Genomic DNA, 22,254 nt, shown 5'->3' on the forward strand with positions numbered 1-22,254 from the left:
CTGCTCCCCTGCTCCCCTGCTCCCCTGCTCCCCTGCTCCCCTGCTCCCCTGCTCCCCTGCCCCTCTGCCCCTCTGCCCCTCTGCCCCTCTGCCCCTCTGCTCCCCTGCTCCCCTGCCCCTCTGCTCCCCTGCCCCTCTGCCCCTCTGCTCCCTCATCCCGTGAATTAAGTAATAATAGTCACCCTACCTGTATCTAAATCGTAACGACCCCCGACAATTTTCAATTTGCCGGACTCCACCTGCTCAGTTAAAAGCTTTGATTTTTGCAACCGTTCAATTTGATATTGCACATTTGCTACCACAGCGTTTTCAACTGCATCACCGGGCTGATCTTTGACCTTTTCCACTGCTGGCTTAATTGCCTTAACAAAAGTACTAATATCACCAAGTAACGATTCGTTTTGTACAGCTGCGGTTACAGCCCCACAGCGCTCATGGCCCATCACCATTAGCAGTGGAGAACCTAATAAGACAACTGCATATTCAATACTACCGATCGCTTCATGTGTGGCAATATTTCCGGCAATCCGAACATCAAAAATGTCCCCAATGCCTTGATCGAAAACAATTTCTGCGGGTACTCGTGAATCCGCACAACTAAGAATAGTTGCAAATGGATGTTGAGCTTGAGCAACTTCGTGCAGCCGCAGTTCAGATTGATCGGGGTATTGGGGATGATGCTGAATAAATCGCTGATTTCCCTCGATCAGCTTTTGCAATGCTGCATCGGGACTGAGAGATTCAGGGGAAGTTGAGGGGATTTCGGCAGCTTTTGCCTGTTCTACCCGCCAGAGTAAATCGCTGGCAGATAGCATCATCCCAAACGCCCCGGTCATTCCTAACTTCAAAAAGTCACGACGTTCCATGAAATGCTTCATTGAATTTATAACTCTCTTACATCGACGCTACACATCTAACAGAGCGAATCTCCATTACATCGGAAACGTAACAAGTACCTCCGAACTTATTCAGGAGTGGTTTGATATTTTCGACAACAGGCTTGAGTTGTTCTGGCATACAAAACGCGAGGATGTAAACATTATCAAGCATGGTCATGTCTAAATCTTCTGTCGTTCCTCGTAATCCTTTGCCAGCAACATTTCGGATTATGGCATGGTTATGTACACCCGACTTGTCTAAATTATCTAGAATTTTGGCAAGTTCAAAGGAGTTAGCGATAATTTCTATCTTTTTAACTACGTGCATATTATTACCTCCAAAATAGGTTAATTCCGTAGAGATATAACGGAATTCCGACAATAATATTGAACGGGAATGTCACTGCTATAGCGGTAGAAACATACAGGCTGGGATTTGCTTCGGGAACAGTCATCCGCATAGCCGCCGGGACAGCGATGTAAGAAGCACTAGCACACAATACAGCGAACAACAGCGAATCTCCGCGAGGCATACCGATCAATTTGGCAATTACCAACCCAATACCTGCATTGAGTATAGGAATTAGTATGGCAAATAAAATCAGGAAAACTCCGGTTTTTTGCAAGTCTTTAATTCTTCTAGCAGCCACTAATCCCATGTCCAGTAAAAAGAAGGTGAGAACGCCATAAAACAACCCTTGAGTAAAGGGTTCTAATGCGTGCCAACCGCGTTCTCCTGTCAAGATACCTATTAATAGACTACCGACTAATAGAAAAACTGAACTATTAAGAAATGCTTCTTGCAAAACTTCCGGCCACGAAAAGTCCCGCTTTCCATCGGCGGTGAATATATTCACCAAAATTAGACCAACTATAATCGCAGGGGATTCCATCAAAGCAAGAGCTGCCACCATGTAACCATCAAAAGTAATGCCAAGCTCAGTTAAAAAAGCGCTAGCTGTGATGAAGGTGACAGCACTGATAGAACCGTAGGTTGCTGCGATCGCAGCCGCATCGTAAGTATCCAATTTCCACTTTAGGATAAAAAAGGTGTAAATTGGAACAACGCAAGCCATCATCATTGCTGCCGCGAGTGTTAGAATTACATCTTGAGTTACACCGCTTTTAATTAGTTCTACTCCCCCTTTAAAACCAATCGCCATCAACAGATACAACGAAAATAGTTTTGGTACTGGTGCAGGAATTTCTAGATCGGACTTGACAAAAACAGCAGTCATGCCTAAAAAGAAAAATAGGATTGGCGGATTCAAAATGTTGGATACAATTAAGCTGAGATCCATATCCACCCCTCCTTGTATTGGTTAAACCTGAAATTAAAGAAATTTTTCATCTTTAAAAACTTAACGGTTGAATCATGATGTATTGTGTATCGCTACCCAATATCAATTGGGTACTCAAGGAGCGAGATCGTCCTTTTAGTGACAATACTTATTGGTTAGGTGTTAATTAGGGCTGAGAATAAAAAAGTTAGAGCTTGTCCAGCATTTTTTAATGTTAGATTCCCCGTCGCTGATCTTACGACAGAAAGTGTAGGGAGAACTCGCGATCAACGTATTTAGCGTAGAAAAAATTAACGTATTGTAGAGGCAATTCATGAATTGCTCTTACACAAATCTTACTCTTTGTTGACCAAGTTTCGTTAAGATATTGTAACCTGGGCAATAGCAACTCTCTATTGATGTGATGCCAGGCGTAGGCATAGCCCGCACTTCGGCTACGCTCAGTGACCGTCGGAGACATCGCTTTTTCACATCCATGACAACAACCATCGACTTTCTCAGTCACCTTAACCCTAGCCAACGTCAAGCTGTCGAACATTACTGTGGGCCGTTGCTAGTTGTTGCTGGCGCAGGTTCCGGTAAAACACGAGCGCTGACTTATCGCATTGCAAATCTAATTCTGAAACACCGTGTCGATCCAGAAAATATCCTGGCGGTTACTTTTACCAATAAAGCCGCGCGGGAGATGAAAGAACGGATTCAACGGCTGTTTGCTGAACAACTGGCAATGAAACAACACGGTCAGCGATTGGATTTGTTGACAGAATACCAACAAACGCAATTGCGATCGCAAGTTTACAAAAACACGATCAAAGATTTGTGGTGTGGCACTTTCCACAGTCTATTTTCTCGCATTCTCCGCTTTGATATTGAAAAATACGTAGACGAAAAAGGACGTAAGTGGAATCGTAATTTCTCTATTTTTGATGAATCAGATGTAATAAGTCTGATCAAAGAAATCGTTAATAAAGAGCTAAATTTAGACGATAAAAAGTTTGACGCTCGCTCTGTTCGCTATGCTATTAGTAACGCTAAAAACCAAGGTTTATCACCCCAAGAATTTGAGCAAGACCAACCAAATTATCGCGGACGAGTAATTGCCCAAGTCTACAGTTTATATCAAGATAAGTTAGCACAAAACAACGCTCTCGACTTTGACGATCTTATTCTTGTACCTACGAGATTATTTCAACAAAACGAGCAGGTATTGGGCTACTGGCATCGCAAGTTTCGTCATATCCTTGTAGATGAATATCAGGATACTAACCGCACTCAGTATCAACTTATTAATTTATTAGTTACTAATGGCGAAACCAAAAAGAGCGAATGGGAATGGGAAAATCGCTCGGTTTTTGTTGTCGGTGATGCAGACCAATCAATTTACAGCTTTCGGATGGCAGATTTCACCATCTTGCTGGGATTTCAGGAAGACTTTGGCGATGGTTTGGTAGATGATGATACCCGAACGATGGTTAAGCTGGAAGAAAACTATCGTTCTTGTGAAAACATTCTGCAAGCAGCTAATGAACTGATTGAAAACAACACCCAACGGATTGATAAAGTTCTGAAAGCGACGCGGGGGACGGGTGAGCAGATTACTTATCACAAAGCTGATGAAGAACTTGCAGAAGCGGCATTTGTAATTAATCAAATTAGCACTTTAGAACAGCAAAATCCAGAGTTGAACTGGGGTAGTTTTGCCATACTTTATCGGACGAATGCCCAATCTCGTCCCTTTGAAGAATTGTTGGTGAAATATCAAATTCCTTACACAGTTGTGGGGGGAATGAGGTTTTACGATCGCAAAGAAATTAAAGATGTAGTAGCTTATTTAAGAGCGATAAATAATCCAGCTGATACAGTCAGTTTATTACGAGTTATTAATACTCCTCGGCGGGGAATTGGTAAAACCACTATTGATGCTTTGATGAACGCATCTCAGCAATTAGGGACGACTTTGTGGGAAATACTCAGCGATGAGACATCAGTTAATACATTAGCTGGACGGGCGACAAAAGCTGTAAATAACTTTGCCGCAATGATTAGCCGTTGGCAAGGACAAGTCGCCACGCTTCCGGTAACTGAGGTTTTGCAAGGAATATTAGAAGATTCTGGTTACGTACAAGACTTGATGAATCAAGGCACAGATGAAGCTACAGATCGGGTACAAAACGTTCAGGAACTTTATAACGCCGCATTGCAATTTCAAGAAGAAAACGAAGAAATTTCCCTGCGAGATTTTTTAAGTAGTGCTGCCCTCAGTTCAGATTTGGATAACTTAAAAGAAGGACAGACAGCCGTTTCTTTAATGACTTTGCACGCTTCCAAAGGTTTGGAGTTTCCCGTAGTATTTTTGGTGGGATTAGAACAAGGGCTATTTCCCGGCTACCGTTCCCTCAGCGATCCTGCATCTTTGGAAGAAGAACGCCGCTTGTGTTATGTGGGGATTACTCGCGCCCAAGAAAGGTTGTATATATCACACGCGCGGGAACGTCGTTTGTATGGTTCTCGTGAACCTGCTGTGCGATCGCAATTTCTCGACGAATTGCCAGAAGAATTACTAACTACTCAACGCCTGAGTCGCCAAAGTTATACCAAAGCTGCCTCTACTTCTAATGGAAAACAAGACGGAACGCAAAATTGGCAAGTAGGCGATAGAGTATTACACAAAACTTTCGGTCTTGGTGAAATTACGCATGTATTTGGAACGGGTAATAAGATGTCTGTGGCAATTAAATTTGCCAGCTTAGGACAAAAAATTGTTGACCCAAGAGTAGCACAGTTGCAACGAGTAGAGTAAGAGGTATATAAACTACCAGATAGACTATATTTTGATGGTGCGTTGCTACAGGACAAGCTGTGTCAACTACAGAAGAAGCATTTATAGCTCCAGAACATGCTGTAGTAACTAAAACTTGTTCATTTGTAACTCCAGAACGTACTGGATTAACTAAAACTTGTTCATTTGTAACTCCAGAACGTGCTGGACTAACTAAAACTTGTTGATGAATAAGTTAGGAAGAAGTTTTATTAACTAAAACTCCTATTTTACTTATTATTTTTGGACTTTTTATAATTAATAATGAAATTGATTAAATCCAGCTTTAGTTTTACTTATCTAAAAACGAGTATTTGTAACTAAAACATCAACATCTATAAGTTGAGCTTAAGTTGTATTAACTCCAGCTTCTTCTGAACTTATCAAAGGATGAGTTTTTGTAACTTGTTGTTTTTCATATTTCAATTTCTTCAAAGTGTTCAACAGTAGGAAATGGTTCATAAAAATGATGCAGAAGTTTTTTCCACTCTTGATACTCAGCAGAATTTCTAAATCCAACAGTATGAGATTCTAAAGTTTCCCATTTGACAAGTAATAAGTATTTACCTTGAACTTCTATACATTTATGCAATTCATGCGATAAATATCCGTCCATTGAGGAAATAATTTTAGAAGCTTTTTTGAACGCAGCTTCAAAATCTGATTCTAGACCAGGTTTAACAGGAAGCATCACAGCTTCAAGAATCATATACTATTTGGTGAGAATTAAGTTGATGTTATTAAGTATAGTCTGAATGCCATGTCTACAATGATATTGCCACCAGCATCTTAGGTTATATTACCCAGTTTTTTAGTTACAACTCGTGTCAAGCAATCGCGTTATTACATAAACAACAAATTTTTGAGTTAGTGCAAAATTGTAATTAAGATGAACTATTTAGCACATCTATTTCTTTCTCAATACACACCAGGATTGGCTTACATCATATAGGGAAGTTACCGCAGTTGAAAATGCTCTAAAGAGAATATCAGCTAGAGTTAAGAGAAAAAATGATATAAAATTTTGAATAGAAGATTTATTATCTAATTATCAACAATTAGAATCAAACTTTTTAGATTTTTTCTGCGATTTAATAAGCTATACAAATAATTTGTATTGTCAGCTAGACTCAGCTAATCAAAAACAGATTTGACATAATCAACCGCAATAGGTGTAATTTTCTCGACAAGATTATTAATCACCCCTCGTTCATATTCAGTCCAAATTCTGGGATGACCAAAAATACATGGTTGTAAAATTCCCCAGAGTTGCCCATCCTGGCGGATATGGGCATGAATCAGGGCGCGATGTCCAAAATTATTCTGTTCAAATTCCCGATTTAAAACCTGAGAATCAGCTGTTTCTACATCTTCTACAAAGATTGAAGGTTCAGCACGTAGCGCAGCAGCAAACATCGGATCTTCATCTGTTACAGATGGCGGTTGTGCTGCCCATTCTTCATTATAAACAGTAGGTACATCTGGAGTACGAATCCAACAAAAGGCAACTCTACCAAGGTTATTTTGTGGATTATGTAAGTATAGAAAACATCTATCAGACTGCAAAAAATCACCTACAGCTGGTAATAGTGCAGAAAATATAGCATCTGGTGGTTGAGATGATTCTACAATATTGTTGAGTGCAGAAGGAAGTTCTGGCTGAGTCATACAACTAAGCTGATTTTAATTGAATAATCCCTTTATCAAAAATGCGATTATCAGTAGCGATCGCACTTATTTTTATTCTATCTTTATACACCTCATAAGAGGCAAAACTTAAGTCACTAGTAGAATATCCTGTCCACTCAGAACGCCCTACAGGACGATTCCCAGCACCCGCACCACAAATTAAATAAGTTGTACCATCAATAGCACGAGTGCGTTCATAATTATGTTCGTGACCATTGATATAAAGTTGAACGCCATATTTTTTAAATAGGGGAGTAAAAGTTTTAATAAAATCTGGATTACTCCCATAGTGACCCGATGAATAAATCGGATGATGACCAAACACTACTTTCCAAGGAGCATTACTAAGACTTAATTCTTTTTCTAACCAAGGTAGCTGGTTTTTCCAATCAGCATTACCGTTAGTATCTAAAGCGAAAAACTGTACTTGATTACGTTTAAATGTATAGTAACGTCCCTTCATATTAAAACCAGCATACTTGACTTGTGGATCGCCATTGGCAGTACGAATATCGTGATTACCTAAACAAGCCTGAAATTTCACACCTTGCTTTAGCAAAGCTTGATAGGGACGCTCGAAAACTGCATTAATTTTCTCAATTTCGCCATTATTGTAAATGTTATCTCCAGCTAAAACGACTAAATCGTAAGGATTTTTCTTATGATACGCATTCATCGCTCCAGCCACAGCATACTGTCCTTTCGCCCCAGTTCCTGTATCTGCTACAGACACAAAACGTAATAACAAGTCTTTTTTAGCTGGGTTTGCGGCTATAGCTGTTGTTGAATCGCTAATATCAGCACTTTGATGATTTTCATGAGCAAACATCCAACTCAAAAATCCTGTACTAATGGCGCTGACGCTACTTAAAAATATAAATTGACGGCGTTTCAGTTTCATAAGTCACCAAATTTAATAAATACTCAGTTTAGCGGAAACAATGAGCAATGAAGTGATACATTAATGCAAAAGAAGGCAGCACCAGTAATAATGTACGTTGTTTGTCTTTGATTCGCTGCTTTTGGTGAAAGTTCCATGTCACAAGACAATCAGTCAAAACCGACGGATAAGCAAGTAACTCAACCTCCCCAAAAACCTTACCAGAGAGTTCAGCCATTTTGGAAGGCTAAAATTATCCAACTTCTCCAAGGAACGATTGGGGTTTTAGAAGTAACGGTGGAAAAACTGGAGACAGCACCCCCACCTGGTACTGAGGAAAAACCTGGTTTTTTTCAGCAGCTTCAGTTGCGGTGGGGTGGACTATTAAGGACAATCCGCTTGTTTTTACCATCAAATTTGTCAACAAAGTTATCAGATACAGCTTTGACGGGAATTGTGACTGGAATTGCTGTAATTCTCGTTTGGACGACTACAACTATATTTACTGGTAAGCCTACGGAAATAGCAACCGTTCCTCCGGTTGAAGAGGTTCCCATACCAACACCAACGATAACTACTCCACCGGAGTCAGTCGCACCAGAACCACAGCCACCACAGCCACCAGAGGAAATTACGCCACCGCCAGAAGTACAAATTACACCAACGCCGGAACCAGAACCAGAACCAATTCCTACGCCAACGCCAATCCCAATACCAACGCCAATCCCAACACCAACGCCGACACCAATCATAGAATTGACACCTGAACAAGCTTTGATTGCGGCTATTGAAAATCAGGTAGCCGAAATTAGCGATCGCGTTGCCTCTGGTCTGATAAAGTCAATTCAAGCCAACTTCCGTACAAGTAACTTGACTGTCAAAATTAGTAATGATTGGTACACTCTCAATGAATCTCAGCAAGACAAACTAGCTGCGGAGATATTACAACGCTCTCAAGAACTTGATTTTACTCATTTAGAAATTATCGATTCCCAAAATACGCTGATAGCTCGTAACCCGGTTGTTGGGACTGAGATAGTAATTTTTAAACGGCAAACAGCAAGTTAAAATAATTCGTAATACTTCGACTTCGCTCAGTACAAGTTCGTAATTCGTAATTCGTAATTTTGAGTTTAACTTTAAGTATTTATGTTAGACAATGTTTCGCTATTGCTGAAAGCTTGTGAGAACTTAAACATCAGCTATGAAATTCTTCATCCTTCGGAAAACTTAGTCAAAATAAAACTGAATAGTAAACAGCATTATTTTTGTAACTATAGCACTCCCTTACTTAACCAAGCAGTAGCACACCTGCTGAAAGACAAAGAATATACATATCATGTTTTAAATAAAAAAGTTAAACTCCCTCGGACAATGGGTTTTCTTTCACCTTTATGTGACACCAAATATAAGATTTATTTAAAATTTCCAACTATTCAAGATATCGTATTAGAAATAAAAGAAAACTTTAAAATACCAGTAATTATTAAAAGAAACTCTGGTGCAAGCGGACATAATGTCTTTTTGTGTAAGAATTTAGATAAAATTGAAACTGCTTTAAAAGAAATTTTTAATATCAATAATAAATATGATTACGTCGCTCTTGCTCAAGAATTTATTCATATCAAATCTGAGTATAGAGCAGTTTTCTTAAATAAAGAGTTAGTTTTGCTCTATGAAAAAGATATAACTGATGCCAAATTTGTCGGTAATCTCAGTCCTCTACATTGGGATGGTGCGAAAGCCAAGTATATTAACGATCCACAAATACTGTCAGAGATTGCTAATTTTGCTCAACCAGTTTTTGAAGAATTAGACCTTGATTATGGTGGTTTTGATATTGTATTAGATCGAGATAATCAATATTGGTTAATTGAAATTAACTCTCATCCAAATTTTGGCATTTTTATTAGAGATAATGGAGAGGAGCATGTGTTGAAAATTTTTGAAAAAATGCTCGTTAGCCTAGCCTCAAATTGAAGAAATAAAAAAGAGGGGTAAAGGTTAAAGGGTAAAGGGTAAAGGTATGAATTAGGTTGCTCACAAAGGACAAGATTTTTACCAAACTTTCTTCATAAGGATTATTTCGCCCACAATTCCACTCGCTTTTTACCCTTCCCCCTTACCCTTTACCCCTTCCCCTTCTTCATAAATCATCGCGTCTCTTGCTTGACTCCTAACTTACCACTCTCATTGTCTGAGTTGGTATCCATACAGTAAAAATAGAGCCGATACTTACAGTTGATTCTACTTCAATTCGACCTCGATGGAGTTCCACAAGTTGTTTAGTTAAAGCCAATCCAAGTCCAGTGCCTTCGTAGCGGCGGCGATAGGGTGTATCGAGTTGCTGAAATTTTTCAAACAGTAATGGTAATTGTTCCTCAGGAATGCCGATTCCGGTATCTTCCACTTGAAAAATAGCAGTATCATCTTCTACCCAAAGACGTAAAGTAACACTGCCACTTTCAGGGGTAAATTTAATTGCGTTAGTTAACAGATTCCAAAGAATTTGTTCTACTCGTTCGGCATCGGCAGTAAAGCGATCGCGCCTGGGATCGATTTGCAAATCAAGTATGAGATTAATTTGTTCGCTCGCTGCTTTTTTTTGCAGCGACTTCAGAGCATTTTCGGCAACATTGACTAAAGAAAATTCCAAAATATTTAAAGCTGTCTTCCCAGCCTCGATTTGCGATAAATCGAGGATGTCATTAATCATTTCTAATAAATGTTCTCCACTGTCGTGGATTGTTTGCAGATAACCCCGTTGTCGTTGACTCAATTCACCCAAAGGCCAGCGTAATAATGTCGAAGACATCCCAATTACATAAGTTAAAGGCGTGAGCAATTCATGACTGATAGTAGCGAGAAACTCACTTCTGAGACGGTTAGCAACTTCGGCGGCAAGGAGAGCATCACGCAGGGCCATTGTCCGTTCAATAACTCGTTGTTCGAGAGTTTGTTTTTCTTGGGTAAGGGTTTGCATTAACTCAGCCTGGTGAATCGCGATCGCTAATTGTTCTGCGATCGCAACCAGCAAAGTTTTTTCACTATCATTCCACTGGTGTGGGCGATCGCACTGATGAGCAATCAGCAATCCCCACAGTTTATCCTCAAACATAATCGGTGCAGCCAACTTAGCCCTAACTTGGCATTCCCTTAAAAAATTCAACAAACACTCTTCTAGAGCATAAGTTTTTTCGACATCATCCACAGCTAAGGTAAAACCTTGCCGATATTTCTCCCAACACTGAGAGGTTCGGACAAAGCAATTTTTTTCCGTGTAATTCAACACCGATGTAATAGCATCTCTAGCACGAGCTTCATAGACAATATAACCTCCATACTGTTGGTAATCTTCTAATAATGTTTGATTATTAACTGATACAGAAGGCGAGTATTCACCTTGGTTATCATGTATAGAAAAATAGATTTCGGCAGGTTCACAAACTGATACTTCTATACCTGGTGTCAGTGCCGTTTCATTGAGGGGAATACTATCAGACTGGTATTGTTGAGTATTGACTTGGGAACCTGCAAATTTATAAATTACTAATCTGTCTAATTCTAGAAACTCACGCACCTGTGTAATTGCCGTTGCCATAATGACCGGCAAATCTAGGCTTTTGCGGATCTGTGTTGTTACCTGATTTAACAACCGCTCTTGGGAAATCTGTTTTTTTAAAGCATCTTCCACTGGCTGACAGATATAAACTGCTGGCCCAATTGGGCTTGGAGGTGCTATTATTTCTTGGTTTGGCTGAGTTAGGAGATATTCTAATAACAACAGCGTGAATTGACTTTGGAGTGTGGCGTCATTGGGTTTAATAATTTGCTGATAGCGTTCGAGATTTTGGTGAGTATAAGAATCGCACTCAAACAAGTCTTTCAATTCGTAGACAAAAGAAGCGATCGCCTCCAAATTAAACGTCAACTGAGCATTGAGTGCCGAGTAAATTCCTTGCTCCCCTGCCCCTCTGCCCCTCTGCCCCTCTGCCCCTCTGCTCCCTTGCTCCTCCTCAAAGGTTCCTACCAAAAGGACGCTAAACTGCTCAGAAACCACTAGTGTAAACCTTTGCCTTTGCCACTCTACAGGTATGCAAATTCGTACTAACGCAGCTTCTGTCAACACCAGAGTGGCACTTCCCACCGTTTGAGCCATCTGTTCTAACAATTCCCCAAGCTGATTAAATACAACAATAGGCAAGGTTCGAGAAAAGCTCAAATCAGCATAACTAAGCATTTTTAGTCGTTTTGGTAAGAGGGGGCTGAATCCAAGGAAAAAGTTTGTTTTGATTATGTACTAACCAACAACTTAAAACGGTAACACAGGATTATGCATCGTATAAGTAGCACGTCGGGTGGATGGAATCAGTCAGAAGGTATAATTTTTTTAGAACAAACTCCCGCGCCTTTTGTCTTGATTACGGCTGCTGATACTGACATTCAAACCTTGGCAGCTGCGGTAACAAAATTACCCGCAAGCTTTCCTGCATTAAGAGTCGCCAACCTGTTACAGTTACAGCAACAATTAAGCATAGATACTTATGGAGAGCAAGTTTTAGAACATGCCCAAGTAATTATTCTGCGCCTGTTAGGAGGACGCTCTTACTGGGGCTATGGCTTAGAAGTAGTGCAAGAAATTGTGCAACGGAATGGTAGAACCCTCATTGTAATGCCAGGGGATGACGCTTTCGATCCCGATTTAATTTCCCAGTCTACCGTGCCTTTGGGTATTGTTAACCAGGTATGGCAGTATTTTAGCGAAGGCGGCGTGGAAAATTTCGTTAATGCTCTGCAATTTATCTCCGATAGTTGCTTATTAACTGCATATAATCCTGCACCACCTCAGCCGATTCCGCGCGTGGGATTGTATGAGTGGGGAGTGGAGAGGCAGGGGAGCAGGGGGGCAGGGGAGCAGGGGAGCAGGGGAGAGTTAGAACTTCGTTCATCCACCTTTGAACCGGATGAATCCACCTCAGATACTCGTTCATCCACCTCTGAACCGGATGAATCCACCTCAGAACTCCGTTCATCCACCTCTGAACTGGATGAATCCACCTCAGAACTCCGTTCATCCACCTTTGAACTGGATGAATCCACCTCAGATACTCGTTCATCCACCTTTGAACCGGATGAATCCACCTCAGATACTCGTTCATCTACCTTTGAACCTCAAATTTCCCAATCCCCAATCTCCAAAATCGGCATCCTTTTCTACCGCGCTCATTATTTAGCGGGGAATACTAAAGTAATTGATGCTTTATGCGAAGCTTTGGTAGAGAAAAATTTACAACCAGTGCCAGTATTTGTTTCTTCATTGCGTGAACCAGATGTGCAAGTTGAGTTGAGTGAATTTTTCCAACCTAAAGAAGCCGAATCAATCGCTGTGCTGCTAAATACCACTAGTTTTTCTCTAGCACGCTTGGAAAGCGAAACACCCCAAACCGAACTTTGGCAAAAATTAGATGTGCCTGTGTTGCAGGTAATCCTCAGTGGCGGCTCGATTGAGCAGTGGGAGTCACAGTTTCAAGGGCTTTCTCCCCGCGATATTGGGATGAATGTGGCGCTACCAGAAGTAGATGGGCGGATTATTACTCGTGCTGTGTCTTTTAAAGCATTGCAAACTCGTAATCCCCATTTAGAGACAGATGTGGTAATTTATGAACCAGTGAGCGATCGCATCGAGTTCGTTGCTAAACTAGCAGCAAACTGGGCGCGTCTCCGTTCCAAACCATCCCAAGAACGTCGAATTGCCCTGATTCTGGCAAACTACCCCAACCGCAATGGCCGCCTCGCCAATGGTGTAGGACTCGACACCCCAGCTAGTTGTGTACAAATCCTGCAAGCTTTACATCAAGCTGGGTATGAAGTAGAAAATCCACCTGCTCAAGGAGATGAGTTGATTCAACGGCTGACAGATGGTGTAACTAACGATCCAGAAGGTAGAGAATCGCTTCCGGTACACCAAAGTGTTTCTTGGGAAGAATACCAAGAATATTTCGCTTCATTACCGCCAGCAGTGCAGCAAGGTATCAGCGAACGGTGGGGTAATTTTGAGCAGGGGAGCAGGGGAGCAGAGGAGCAGAGGAGCAATCAAGAATTCTTCCCCCCTGCCCCCCGGTCACTGAGCGTAGCCGTTGGCGCAGCCTCTCGTAGAGAAGTGCTGCCCCCCTGCCCCCCTGCTTCTTTCCCCGTTCCCGGAATTCAACTCGGCAACGTCTTTGTGGGAATTCAGCCAGCAAGGGGTTATGATAATGACCCCAGTTTGAATTATCATGCGCCGGATTTAGAACCAACTCATGCTTATTTAGCTTTCTACTATTGGGTTAGAGAAACTTTTGGTGCTGATGCTGTAGTTCATGTAGGGAAACACGGAAATTTAGAATGGCTACCAGGTAAAAGTGTGGCTTTATCGAGTAATTGTTATCCAGAAGTGGCTTTTGGCGCACTTCCCCACCTGTACCCGTTTATTGTCAACGATCCTGGCGAAGGTTCCCAAGCCAAACGTCGCGCTCAAGCGGTGATTATAGATCACCTAACACCGCCAATGACTCGTGCGGAACTCTACGGTTCTTTGCAACAGTTAGAAAATTTAATTGATGAGTATTATGAAGCCGACAGTTTAGATCCTTCGCGTTTACCAGTGATTCGCGATCGCATCCACGAACTGGTAATCAAAGAAAATCTCCATCTAGATTTAGGAATCCAAAATGAAACAGAAATTTTTAAGTCTGAATCTTTAATTTTGAATTCTATTGGTGGCTATCTGTGTGAATTGAAAGAAGCCCAAATCCGCGACGGGTTACACATTTTCGGGCAATGTCCCCAAGGAAGGCAGTTGCGAGATTTAATAGTAGCGATCGCTCGCATCCCCAATCGCCATTCTTCAGGTATTACCCGTGCGATCGCTCAAGATTGGGGACTAGACTTCGACCCCCTCACAGCCGATTTGTCAATGCCTAGCGGTGAATATTCAATAGTCAATGGCACAGAATGCCGTACCCTCGGTGATATCGTCGAAGTCCTAGAAGAACACGCCGCCCTCCTAGTAGAACAACTCATAACTCCTAACTCCTCACTCCTAACTCCTAACTCCCCACTCAGCACTACCCTTAACTGGATACGCGATCGCCTGCTTCCAGCTTTACAAAAAACCCACGAAGAAATCACCCATTTATTACACGGACTCGATGGCGGTTACGTCCCAAGTGCCCCATCTGGCGCACCCACGCGCGGCCGCCCAGAAGTTCTACCAACAGGGAGAAACTTTTATTCTGTCGATATTCGCGCCATTCCCACAGAAACCGCTTGGGATATCGGTAGAAAAGCTGCTGAAACTCTCGTTGAATATTACACTCAAGAGCATGGCGAGTATCCCAGAACACTAGGCTTATCAATGTGGGGAACAGCCACCATGAGAACAGGCGGTGATGATATAGCCGAAGCCTTAGCTCTACTTGGAGTTCAACCTGTGTGGGATGGTGCAGCGCGGCGAGTAGTGGATTTTGAAATTTTGCCCTTAGCAATTTTGGGGCGTCCCCGTGTAGATGTCACCTTGCGAATTTCGGGATTCTTCCGCGATGCTTTTCCCAACTTAATTGACTTATTCGATCAAGCAGTATCAGCAGTAGCAGATTTAGATGAACCGCCAGAACAAAATCCTCTAGCGGATGCAGTTCGCCAAGAGACTGATTTGTGGACAAGCCAAGGATTAACTTTAGAAGCAGCCGTGGTGCGATCGCGCTATCGCATCTTCGGTTCTCGCCCAGGTGCTTACGGCGCGGGACTCCAAGGTTTAATCGAATCGCAAAACTGGACAGATGACGAAGATTTAGCTCGCGCCTACATTAACTGGAGTTCTTACGCCTATTCTTCGGGAAACTTAGCAGGGGAGCAGGGGAGCAGAGGGGCAGGGGAGCAGGGGAGCAGGGGAGCAGAGGGGCAGGGGAGCAGAGGAGCAGAAATTCTTCCTAACTCCCAAGGCCCAATCCCTACTCCTAACTCCTCACTCCTAACTCCTAACTCCCCACTCCCCTCTCCCGAAGCCTTCGAGCAACGTTTGTCTCAAATGCAAATTGTCCTGCACAATCAAGATAACCGCGAACACGATCTACTCGATTCTGATGATTATTACCAATTTCAGGGTGGCTTAACAGCGGCGGTGCGTTCTCTACAGGGAAAAAATCCCCAAACCTATTTTGGAGATAATTCTATACCCGCACAACCACGTGTTCGTCAACTGAAAGAAGAAATTGCACGAGTGTATCGTTCTCGCGTAGTTAATCCCAAGTGGATTGCAGGAGTAATGCGCCACGGATACAAGGGAGCCTTTGAAATGGCGGCGACAGTAGATTATCTATTTGCCTACGATGCAACCGCAAAATGTGCTGAAGATTATATGTATCAAGGTATAGTAGATGCTTATTTACTTGATCCAGTTGTTGTAGAATTTATTCAGCAAAAAAACCCTTACGCACTGCGTGATATTGCTGAAAAATTATTAGAAGCACACAAGCGCAATTTGTGGGAGGATGTAAATATAGGAACATTAGAAGCTTTGAGGAACCTAGTACATCAAGCTGAAGCAGTTATCGAAGAAAAATCAATGGTGTAGGAAACAAATATGGAAAATCTTGCGTATTTGCACCTAGCTTTCGCCTACGAAGACAGCACACCCAGTGAATTGGTCTCCCTCAGTTCCTTGTTTAAGGACGCAGCTGCACCAGACTGGAAAAGGCTTTCAGGTAGGGCTTGGAAGTATATGTTGCCCCTTGCTCTGTCTTTATCTATTCTTGGCGCCGTCAGCAGCGTCATGGCACTAGAAAAAGGCGATCAAGGCCCTTCTGTCAGAAATCTACAACAAAAGTTGAGAACAGCAGGTTTTTACCAATCTTCTGTTACCCAAGTATATGACACACCCACACAAGAAGCTGTGCGGCGCTTCCAAAAGGCCGCTGGTTTACCAGTGGACGGCATTGTTGGAGCAAGCACTCTGCAAAAATTAGAAAGTTGGCAGGCCAAAAAGGCCACAACTAGGACTACACAAGCTCAAAGAACCGCTGCTGTAGGCGCACAAGCCAAAAAGTCCAGCACTGATAGTTCAGCCACCAGCAAACGCCGCAATCCTAACTACCTTGCTAAAGGGGATGAAGGTGAAGATGTCAGAGCTTTGCAAGAACGGTTAAGAGTCGCAGGCTTTTATTACGGAAACGCCACAGGCATATTTGGCCCAATTACCGAAGAAGCTGTCAAACGGTTCCAAGATTCTTACAAATTAAGCGTTGACGGTGTTGTTGGCCCAGCAACATTAGGTAAATTGCCGGGAGTAGGCATCGGTGATGGAGAAGAGGCTCCCAAAAAGGTAGTCAATCGAGACAAACTTCGTGTAGGCGATCGCGGTGAGTTAGTTAGAATTGTTCAAGAACAATTGATCCAGGCTGGATATTTAGAGGGAGAGCCAAATGGCTACTATGGTCCCTATACTGCTGATGCTGTGAAGAGATTTCAGGCAGCTAATTTCTTAGCAGCAAGTGGTGTTGCTGGCCCAACTACACGAGCTAAGTTATATAGCTCAGTTAATACTGCTAGCAAAAGCGAATTTAATACCTTAGAAATTCAAACCCGACTACGGGAGCGGGGTTTTTATAAAGGCAAGCTCAATGGTGTGATGGCAGATGACACCAAAAAAGCGATTAAACAAGCCCAAGAATTCTACGGCATTAGCCTCAAGGATCTTAAGAGCGGACGCTTTTAACATCCGCTTTGGTGTCGTTAGTATCAGTTCCCAACTGGTTGCTTGCCTCCAGTAACAGCAAATTACGAACTGCTCAGATTCCATTTATTTGGTAAATTTGAGTAGTTTCGTCTTATTTATCCACCCAAGTGCTAAAGCGGCATCAGCGCTCGTTGGCACTTGGGACACACTGCATGGATGGTCATTTGACAATCTAAGAGGTGAAAACCTTCTTTTTGAGCGGTTTTTGACCCAATTTTTAAAATTGAGTCATTTTTAAACTCAATAGTTGAGTTGCATCGAACACAAATTAAGTGATGGTGGTGATGAGGATAGGGCTGGTTGATCTCATAATGCTTATGTCCCTCGCCCAGTTCTAATTCCCGTAAAATTCCCATCCTTGCCATCAACTTCAAAGTCCGATAAATAGTTGACAGACTGATCCCTTCACCATCAGTTTCGAGCCGATGATAAAGATCCTCCGCACTCAGATGTTCACCTTGCGGAAGTTCTTGAAAAATGTGTAAAATTGTTTCGCGCTGGGGAGTTAATCGCCAGCCTCGTTCGTTCAGTTCTGCCTTGAGTGAAGTAGTTGTGTAGACAGTCATACTAATAGTTCTCAACAAAGCTTGTTAGTTGAGAATATAACAAATCTTGGGAGCAATTTGCAACAATCATTGCCTATTGAGAATTCTTACTAAATATTTAAGAACAATTCATTAAATCTTGAGCAAAATTCAAGTAATCAGCTGTAGTGCATTTAATTTGCATACAGCTAATATTTAGGATACTTGTAACGATTGCATCCCTTGACTTTGGATTTTGCATAAGTTAAATTTGAATTCTTAGTTGCTCCCCACCTTCAAGATATCTGAGCAAAGATTGGGGAAAACTTTTATACAGCTTAATGCTAATTATTTGCTGTAAGCCGATAAGAGGCTTTTGACCTGTGAATAAAATCACTCTTTTGTTCCTAGTCATTTGTCAAGTGTAGTTTTCTAATGACAAATGACTAATACTTCGGCTTCTCTACGAGACGCTACGCGAACGCTCAGTACAAGTGACAAATGACTAACTTAGAGACTCCAAATAGTCGCGGATGAGGTTGCGGCGCTTGGGTTGACGTAGCTTTTGCAAAGCCTTAGATTCAATTTGGCGGACTCGTTCGCGCGATAAGTCAAGAGCGCGACCAATTTCTGCTAAAGAATAAGGATGACCATCTGCCAAACCAAACCGCATCAGAATTACATCGCGCTCCCGGCTAGTCAAATCTGACAGCAGATGATGCAAATCTCTTTGTAAAGATTCTCGCATTAACATCTCTTCTGGAGTTACACTGTCAGTTTCGAGTAATTCGCCTAACTCAGTGTCTTTATCTTTTCCTACCTTGGTTTCCAAAGAAACGGAGCGAGGAACCCGCAACAAAACTTCTCGCACTTGAGTTGGTGTCATCTCTAACTCTGTTGCTAAATCTTCTAGAGTTGGGGTGCGACCTTTTTCTTGAGCAATTTTGCGTTGAGCCTTTTTGATTTTGTTTAACTTTTCGGTGATGTGAACCGGTAGGCGAATCGTGCGACTAGAAGTAGCGATCGCCCGTGTAATACCCTGACGAATCCACCAGTAAGCATAGGTACTGAAGCGATAACCCTTAGTTGGATCAAATTTTTCTACAGCCCGCTCCAAACCTAATGTACCTTCTTGGACTAAATCCAATAATTCCAAACCACGATTTTGATACTTCTTAGCAACAGACACAACTAAGCGAAGATTCGCCTTAATCATGTGTTCTTTTGCTTGGAGTCCTTGGGACTGAACTTGCTCCAACTCTTCTACAGTCAACTTGGCGATTTCAGCCCAGCGACGTTTGCCATTTGCCAAAGTCGGCCTAAGATCGGATAAAACTATATCAGCAGTAGCAGCCCATCTTTCCAAAGACGGCCGATGTCCCAGTTCCGAAGTAAGACGTTCTTGAACTTCAACTAACCTTAGATAGGGCGTAATCACTTCATCCCCTTCCTTGGCGGCCTTAGCAAGTACTATCCGCATCCGCAAGTAGCGTTGGACTTTTTGAGCTTCTGAAACCTCTTCATCGCGCCCCAACAAGCGAACCCGACCAATTTCTTGAAGATATAGACGTACTAGGTCTGTACTCCGACGGTTGGTACTAGCAGCAGCAAAGTTAGCATTGTCAACAGAAGCTAGCTCTAGCTCCTGTAAATCATCTACCGATAACTCACTGTCATCAACCGTGAGATCCGAGTCCAAAGCCTGGCTAGACTTTTTGGTGTTGTAGGGGGCGTCTGCATAAAAAGATGTTGCTGGCATAAGATCGTCTCAATGGCTCCAGGTAACAATAGATTTCGGTCAGCTTAGATTACGGTCAGCTATTCAACTGTTGCTATTGTTCCCGCGATTAACGATGAACTAACATGGTTGAACGTTCCCTTACAATTTTTTTAGAAATTAACTGTAAGGGTTTTATTGGATACAGGATTACTGAACTTAATCGGCTGCTAAACTTTTGATTAAACCAATAGCTATTTAAATCCACAGCTAGGTTTGCAATATTTCAACTACTTAGTTAATATTTCAACCTTGATGGTTTTTTGATAGTAACTTTTGTAACACAGTATAAACATCCTTCAGTGAATGTCATCTTTATAATTGGCATAGTCACATTTACATGGCTGCAAAAGTAATATCCTGACGATTTAGCAATTTTTTCTCAGGATTATTCAGGTATAAGTAGAACTAATAGATATTGGGGAAGTGATTAGCATTAGCAGCAAAAATTCTCTCGACACGGAGATAGAAGATGCGGATAAATTATCAAATACTTTCTCCGTATTCCTGCGTCGTCTTGTATGTCAGTCTTAACGTGCCAATTTCAACTTGACAGACTACTAACTAGTAGCCCATCAAGCTAAGGAAAGCCTAGTATGTAGTAAGCACTTCAGTGCTTAATATAAGGACTTTAGTCCTTACTACAAACTTATTTACGCAGCATAGTTGACTTGATCAACTACTAACTAGTAGTTGTACTCTGGCTTGATATCTCGCAACATCAGTTCATCAAGTGCTTGTCCGGGTGTGATTTCGCCTTGAAGTAACCGATAAACTTGTTCGGTAATTGGGACTGCAATGTTTTGTTGCTTGGCTCGTTGCATCAAAACTCGGCAAGTATTCACTCCTTCAGCAGTTCCTTGTAAATTTGCGAGAGTTTCTGTAAGTGACTTACCGCCAGCTAGCTGATAGCCGACTTGGTAATTGCGACTTAAGGGACTATTGCACGTTGCTAACAAATCTCCTAGACCCGATAAACCATAAAATGTTTCCGTCTTTGCACCCCAGTTGTTGCCGATGCGAACCATTTCTGTAAGTCCACGGGTAACTAAAGCAGCTTTGGCATTGGTTCCCAGCTGTAAACCATCGCACACACCAGCTGCGATCGCAATCACATTTTTCAGTGTTCCCCCCAGTTCCACGCCCAAGGGATCGGGATTCGTATATACCCGGAAACGATGAGAAGAAAATACTAACTGCACTACTTCCGCAGCCGTGGGAATATTACTGGCTACCACGCTGGCTGCTGGTAATTCCATTTGAATTTCTTTTGATAAATTAGGCCCAGACAAAACAACTACTGGATGGTTAGGGAATGTTGTCTGCCAAATTTGTGACGGCGTGCAGGTAGTTTGAGGATCTAAGCCTTTCGTTGCCGTCACAAAAATTGTCTCTGGAGAAAGGGGGAAAGACTGGACTTGGGAAGCAACATCTCTCACACCAATCATCGAGATAGCAGACAGGACTATTTGGACATCTTTTAAAACTACTTGAAGACTTTGGGAACCTTGACGCGACCACACACGCACCTGATGAGCATTCGCTGTGGCGAGATTTGCTAGAGATGCACCCCAAGCACCTGCACCCAGAATTGCAACGGAAAGTTTTGTGTTGGAGTACATCTGCTCACTCATAACTCCTAATTTCTAACTCCTAACTTTTGAGCGTGGGTAACGTTCCATCAATTCCTTAACTTGTTCTGCATGATATGAGCTTCTTGTCAATGGTGAAGAAACAACTTGTAAAAATCCGATTTCTTCACCGAATGCCTTCCAGTCAGCAAATTGTTCTGGATTGACAAATTCCTTTACCTGCAAGTGTTTTTGACTGGGTTGGAGATATTGCCCAATGGTCAAAATGTCGCAATCGACAGTTCGCAAGTCTTGCATAACTTGGCGAATTTCTGCGTCAGTTTCACCGAGTCCAACCATGATGCCAGATTTGGTGTATGTGCTAGGAGAAAGTTGACGAGTGCGTTGCAATAATTCTAATGTGCGATCGTAGTTTCCTTGGGGACGCACCCGGCGATATAGGCGTGGAACAGTTTCGGTATTGTGGTTTAATACTTCTGGTGCAGCCTCTAGAATTAACTCTAGAGCATTCCAATTACCGCATAAGTCAGGAATTAGCACCTCAATTGTGGTGTTGGGTGAAACAGAGTTAACTGCATCAATACACGCCATAAACTGAGATGCACCACCATCAAGCAAGTCATCTCGATTTACAGAAGTGATTACTACATGATTAAGGTTCAGGCGGCGAACAGCTTCCGCCAGTCGTGTAGGTTCTGTGGGGTCTAGTGGTTTGGGTTTTTTCTCAAAATCAATATCGCAATAGGGACAAGCGCGTGTACAAGCGGGGCCCATAATCAAAAACGTGGCAGTCCCAACGTTGAAGCATTCACCAATATTCGGACAGGACGCTTCCTCGCAAACTGTATTGAGGGCTAAATCCCGCAAAATTTCTTTAACGTTACCGATGCGTTCACGCTGAGGTGCTTTCACCCGCAACCAGTCTGGTTTTACAGTCACAATCCGCTTTTACCACTAGAGTTATACAAATTTAATCCTAGCAAGCAAAGCCTTTAGTGAAGCGATCGTATATAGATGTAA

18 protein-coding genes are annotated in these 22,254 nt (G+C 42.2%); 7 read left to right on the forward strand and 11 right to left on the reverse strand.

Annotated elements, in window-relative coordinates:
- Nucleotides 1-164: 164 nt before the first annotated feature.
- Genes RMY27_RS21415 through RMY27_RS21425 form a run of 3 tightly spaced genes read right to left on the reverse strand, consistent with a single transcriptional unit; the run spans nt 165 to nt 2,179 of the window.
- On the reverse strand, nt 165-866 hold the full coding sequence (locus RMY27_RS21415) for a carbonic anhydrase (RefSeq protein ID WP_322666673.1): 702 nt from the start codon (nt 864-866) through the stop codon (nt 165-167).
- A 28-nt stretch (nt 867-894) separates the two neighbouring features.
- The gene (locus tag RMY27_RS21420) at nt 895-1,206 is read right to left on the reverse strand and encodes a P-II family nitrogen regulator (RefSeq protein ID WP_322666570.1); all 312 of its coding nucleotides are present in this window, start codon (nt 1,204-1,206) and stop codon (nt 895-897) included.
- Nucleotides 1,207-1,210: 4 nt separating this feature from the next.
- Entirely contained in the window at nt 1,211-2,179 is a 969-nt protein-coding gene (locus RMY27_RS21425; RefSeq protein WP_322666572.1) for a sodium-dependent bicarbonate transport family permease, read from the reverse strand.
- Nucleotides 2,180-2,654: 475 nt separating this feature from the next.
- Here RMY27_RS21425 and pcrA point away from each other — a divergent pair, with 475 nt between their 5' ends.
- Both pcrA and RMY27_RS21435 read left to right on the forward strand, forming a co-directional pair.
- Nucleotides 2,655-4,979 (forward strand): DNA helicase PcrA, encoded by a 2,325-nt coding sequence (gene pcrA, locus RMY27_RS21430; protein ID WP_322666675.1) that lies wholly within the window; start codon nt 2,655-2,657, stop codon nt 4,977-4,979.
- 59 nt (nt 4,980-5,038) lie between these two features.
- A complete protein-coding gene (locus RMY27_RS21435) occupies nt 5,039-5,185 on the forward strand; it encodes a hypothetical protein (protein WP_322666574.1) in 147 nt (48 codons plus the stop codon).
- A 227-nt stretch (nt 5,186-5,412) separates the two neighbouring features.
- Here RMY27_RS21435 and RMY27_RS21440 read toward each other — a convergent pair whose 3' ends face one another.
- On the reverse strand, nt 5,413-5,706 hold the full coding sequence (locus RMY27_RS21440) for an antibiotic biosynthesis monooxygenase (protein WP_322666576.1): 294 nt from the start codon (nt 5,704-5,706) through the stop codon (nt 5,413-5,415).
- 196 nt (nt 5,707-5,902) lie between these two features.
- Between RMY27_RS21440 and RMY27_RS35590 the strand changes: the two genes are divergently transcribed.
- A complete protein-coding gene (locus tag RMY27_RS35590; protein WP_416212361.1) occupies nt 5,903-6,025 on the forward strand; it encodes an ACP phosphodiesterase in 123 nt (40 codons plus the stop codon).
- A gap of 106 nt (nt 6,026-6,131) precedes the next feature.
- Here the strand turns inward: RMY27_RS35590 and RMY27_RS21445 are convergent, their stop codons facing one another.
- Together RMY27_RS21445 and RMY27_RS21450 are read right to left on the reverse strand one after the other, a co-directional pair.
- The gene (locus RMY27_RS21445) at nt 6,132-6,665 is read right to left on the reverse strand and encodes a GAF domain-containing protein (RefSeq protein ID WP_322666578.1); all 534 of its coding nucleotides are present in this window, start codon (nt 6,663-6,665) and stop codon (nt 6,132-6,134) included.
- A 4-nt stretch (nt 6,666-6,669) separates the two neighbouring features.
- Nucleotides 6,670-7,587 (reverse strand): metallophosphoesterase family protein, encoded by a 918-nt coding sequence (locus RMY27_RS21450; protein ID WP_322666580.1) that lies wholly within the window; start codon nt 7,585-7,587, stop codon nt 6,670-6,672.
- A gap of 135 nt (nt 7,588-7,722) precedes the next feature.
- On the opposite strand from RMY27_RS21450, the gene RMY27_RS21455 reads away from it, so the two are divergent.
- Complete coding sequence (locus RMY27_RS21455) at nt 7,723-8,634, forward strand: hypothetical protein (RefSeq protein ID WP_322666582.1); 912 nt, start codon at nt 7,723-7,725, stop codon at nt 8,632-8,634.
- Between the two features lie 81 nt (nt 8,635-8,715).
- On the forward strand, nt 8,716-9,546 hold the full coding sequence (locus tag RMY27_RS21460; protein WP_322666584.1) for an ATP-grasp domain-containing protein: 831 nt from the start codon (nt 8,716-8,718) through the stop codon (nt 9,544-9,546).
- Between the two features lie 196 nt (nt 9,547-9,742).
- On the opposite strand, the gene RMY27_RS21465 is transcribed toward RMY27_RS21460, so the two are convergent.
- Nucleotides 9,743-11,806, reverse strand: coding sequence for a GAF domain-containing sensor histidine kinase (locus RMY27_RS21465; RefSeq protein ID WP_322666586.1), 2,064 nt, complete (start codon nt 11,804-11,806; stop codon nt 9,743-9,745).
- A 93-nt stretch (nt 11,807-11,899) separates the two neighbouring features.
- Here RMY27_RS21465 and cobN point away from each other — a divergent pair, with 93 nt between their 5' ends.
- Nucleotides 11,900-16,180 (forward strand): cobaltochelatase subunit CobN, encoded by a 4,281-nt coding sequence (cobN, locus tag RMY27_RS21470; protein WP_322666588.1) that lies wholly within the window; start codon nt 11,900-11,902, stop codon nt 16,178-16,180.
- 9 nt (nt 16,181-16,189) lie between these two features.
- Entirely contained in the window at nt 16,190-17,320 is a 1,131-nt protein-coding gene (locus RMY27_RS21475; protein WP_322666591.1) for a peptidoglycan-binding protein, read from the forward strand.
- A 131-nt stretch (nt 17,321-17,451) separates the two neighbouring features.
- Here the strand turns inward: RMY27_RS21475 and RMY27_RS21480 are convergent, their stop codons facing one another.
- From RMY27_RS21480 to lipA, 4 genes are all read right to left on the reverse strand, one after another.
- Nucleotides 17,452-17,907 carry a Fur family transcriptional regulator gene (locus RMY27_RS21480; RefSeq protein ID WP_012407750.1) on the reverse strand — a complete coding sequence of 152 codons (456 nt, stop codon included), beginning with the start codon at nt 17,905-17,907 and terminating at the stop codon, nt 17,452-17,454.
- 463 nt (nt 17,908-18,370) lie between these two features.
- Nucleotides 18,371-19,624 (reverse strand): RNA polymerase sigma factor SigC, encoded by a 1,254-nt coding sequence (sigC, locus tag RMY27_RS21485; protein WP_289799195.1) that lies wholly within the window; start codon nt 19,622-19,624, stop codon nt 18,371-18,373.
- A gap of 704 nt (nt 19,625-20,328) precedes the next feature.
- A complete protein-coding gene (locus RMY27_RS21490; protein ID WP_322666677.1) occupies nt 20,329-21,264 on the reverse strand; it encodes an NAD(P)H-dependent glycerol-3-phosphate dehydrogenase in 936 nt (311 codons plus the stop codon).
- Nucleotides 21,265-21,288: 24 nt separating this feature from the next.
- Entirely contained in the window at nt 21,289-22,173 is an 885-nt protein-coding gene (gene lipA, locus RMY27_RS21495; RefSeq protein WP_322666593.1) for a lipoyl synthase, read from the reverse strand.
- Nucleotides 22,174-22,254 lie beyond the last annotated feature (81 nt).

This window comes from Nostoc sp. DedQUE09 (assembly GCF_034530915.1).
Taxonomy (GTDB): domain Bacteria; phylum Cyanobacteriota; class Cyanobacteriia; order Cyanobacteriales; family Nostocaceae; genus Nostoc.

What these genes read in the sequence shown, in the direction of transcription:
- cobN (WP_322666588.1), top strand. Translation starts at nt 11,900, where the DNA reads ATGCATCGTATAAGTAGCACGTCGGGTGGATGGAATCAGTCAGAAGGT.
- RMY27_RS21460 (WP_322666584.1), top strand. Translation starts at nt 8,716, where the DNA reads ATGTTAGACAATGTTTCGCTATTGCTGAAAGCTTGTGAGAACTTAAAC.
- RMY27_RS21480 (WP_012407750.1), bottom strand. Translation starts at nt 17,907, where the DNA reads ATGACTGTCTACACAACTACTTCACTCAAGGCAGAACTGAACGAACGA.
- sigC (WP_289799195.1), bottom strand. Translation starts at nt 19,624, where the DNA reads ATGCCAGCAACATCTTTTTATGCAGACGCCCCCTACAACACCAAAAAG.
- RMY27_RS21425 (WP_322666572.1), bottom strand. Translation starts at nt 2,179, where the DNA reads ATGGATCTCAGCTTAATTGTATCCAACATTTTGAATCCGCCAATCCTA.
- RMY27_RS21440 (WP_322666576.1), bottom strand. Translation starts at nt 5,706, where the DNA reads ATGATTCTTGAAGCTGTGATGCTTCCTGTTAAACCTGGTCTAGAATCA.
- RMY27_RS21490 (WP_322666677.1), bottom strand. Translation starts at nt 21,264, where the DNA reads ATGTACTCCAACACAAAACTTTCCGTTGCAATTCTGGGTGCAGGTGCT.
- RMY27_RS21450 (WP_322666580.1), bottom strand. Translation starts at nt 7,587, where the DNA reads ATGAAACTGAAACGCCGTCAATTTATATTTTTAAGTAGCGTCAGCGCC.
- RMY27_RS21415 (WP_322666673.1), bottom strand. Translation starts at nt 866, where the DNA reads ATGGAACGTCGTGACTTTTTGAAGTTAGGAATGACCGGGGCGTTTGGG.
- RMY27_RS21445 (WP_322666578.1), bottom strand. Translation starts at nt 6,665, where the DNA reads ATGACTCAGCCAGAACTTCCTTCTGCACTCAACAATATTGTAGAATCA.
- pcrA (WP_322666675.1), top strand. Translation starts at nt 2,655, where the DNA reads ATGACAACAACCATCGACTTTCTCAGTCACCTTAACCCTAGCCAACGT.
- RMY27_RS21465 (WP_322666586.1), bottom strand. Translation starts at nt 11,806, where the DNA reads ATGCTTAGTTATGCTGATTTGAGCTTTTCTCGAACCTTGCCTATTGTT.
- RMY27_RS21475 (WP_322666591.1), top strand. Translation starts at nt 16,190, where the DNA reads ATGGAAAATCTTGCGTATTTGCACCTAGCTTTCGCCTACGAAGACAGC.
- RMY27_RS21420 (WP_322666570.1), bottom strand. Translation starts at nt 1,206, where the DNA reads ATGCACGTAGTTAAAAAGATAGAAATTATCGCTAACTCCTTTGAACTT.
- RMY27_RS21455 (WP_322666582.1), top strand. Translation starts at nt 7,723, where the DNA reads ATGTCACAAGACAATCAGTCAAAACCGACGGATAAGCAAGTAACTCAA.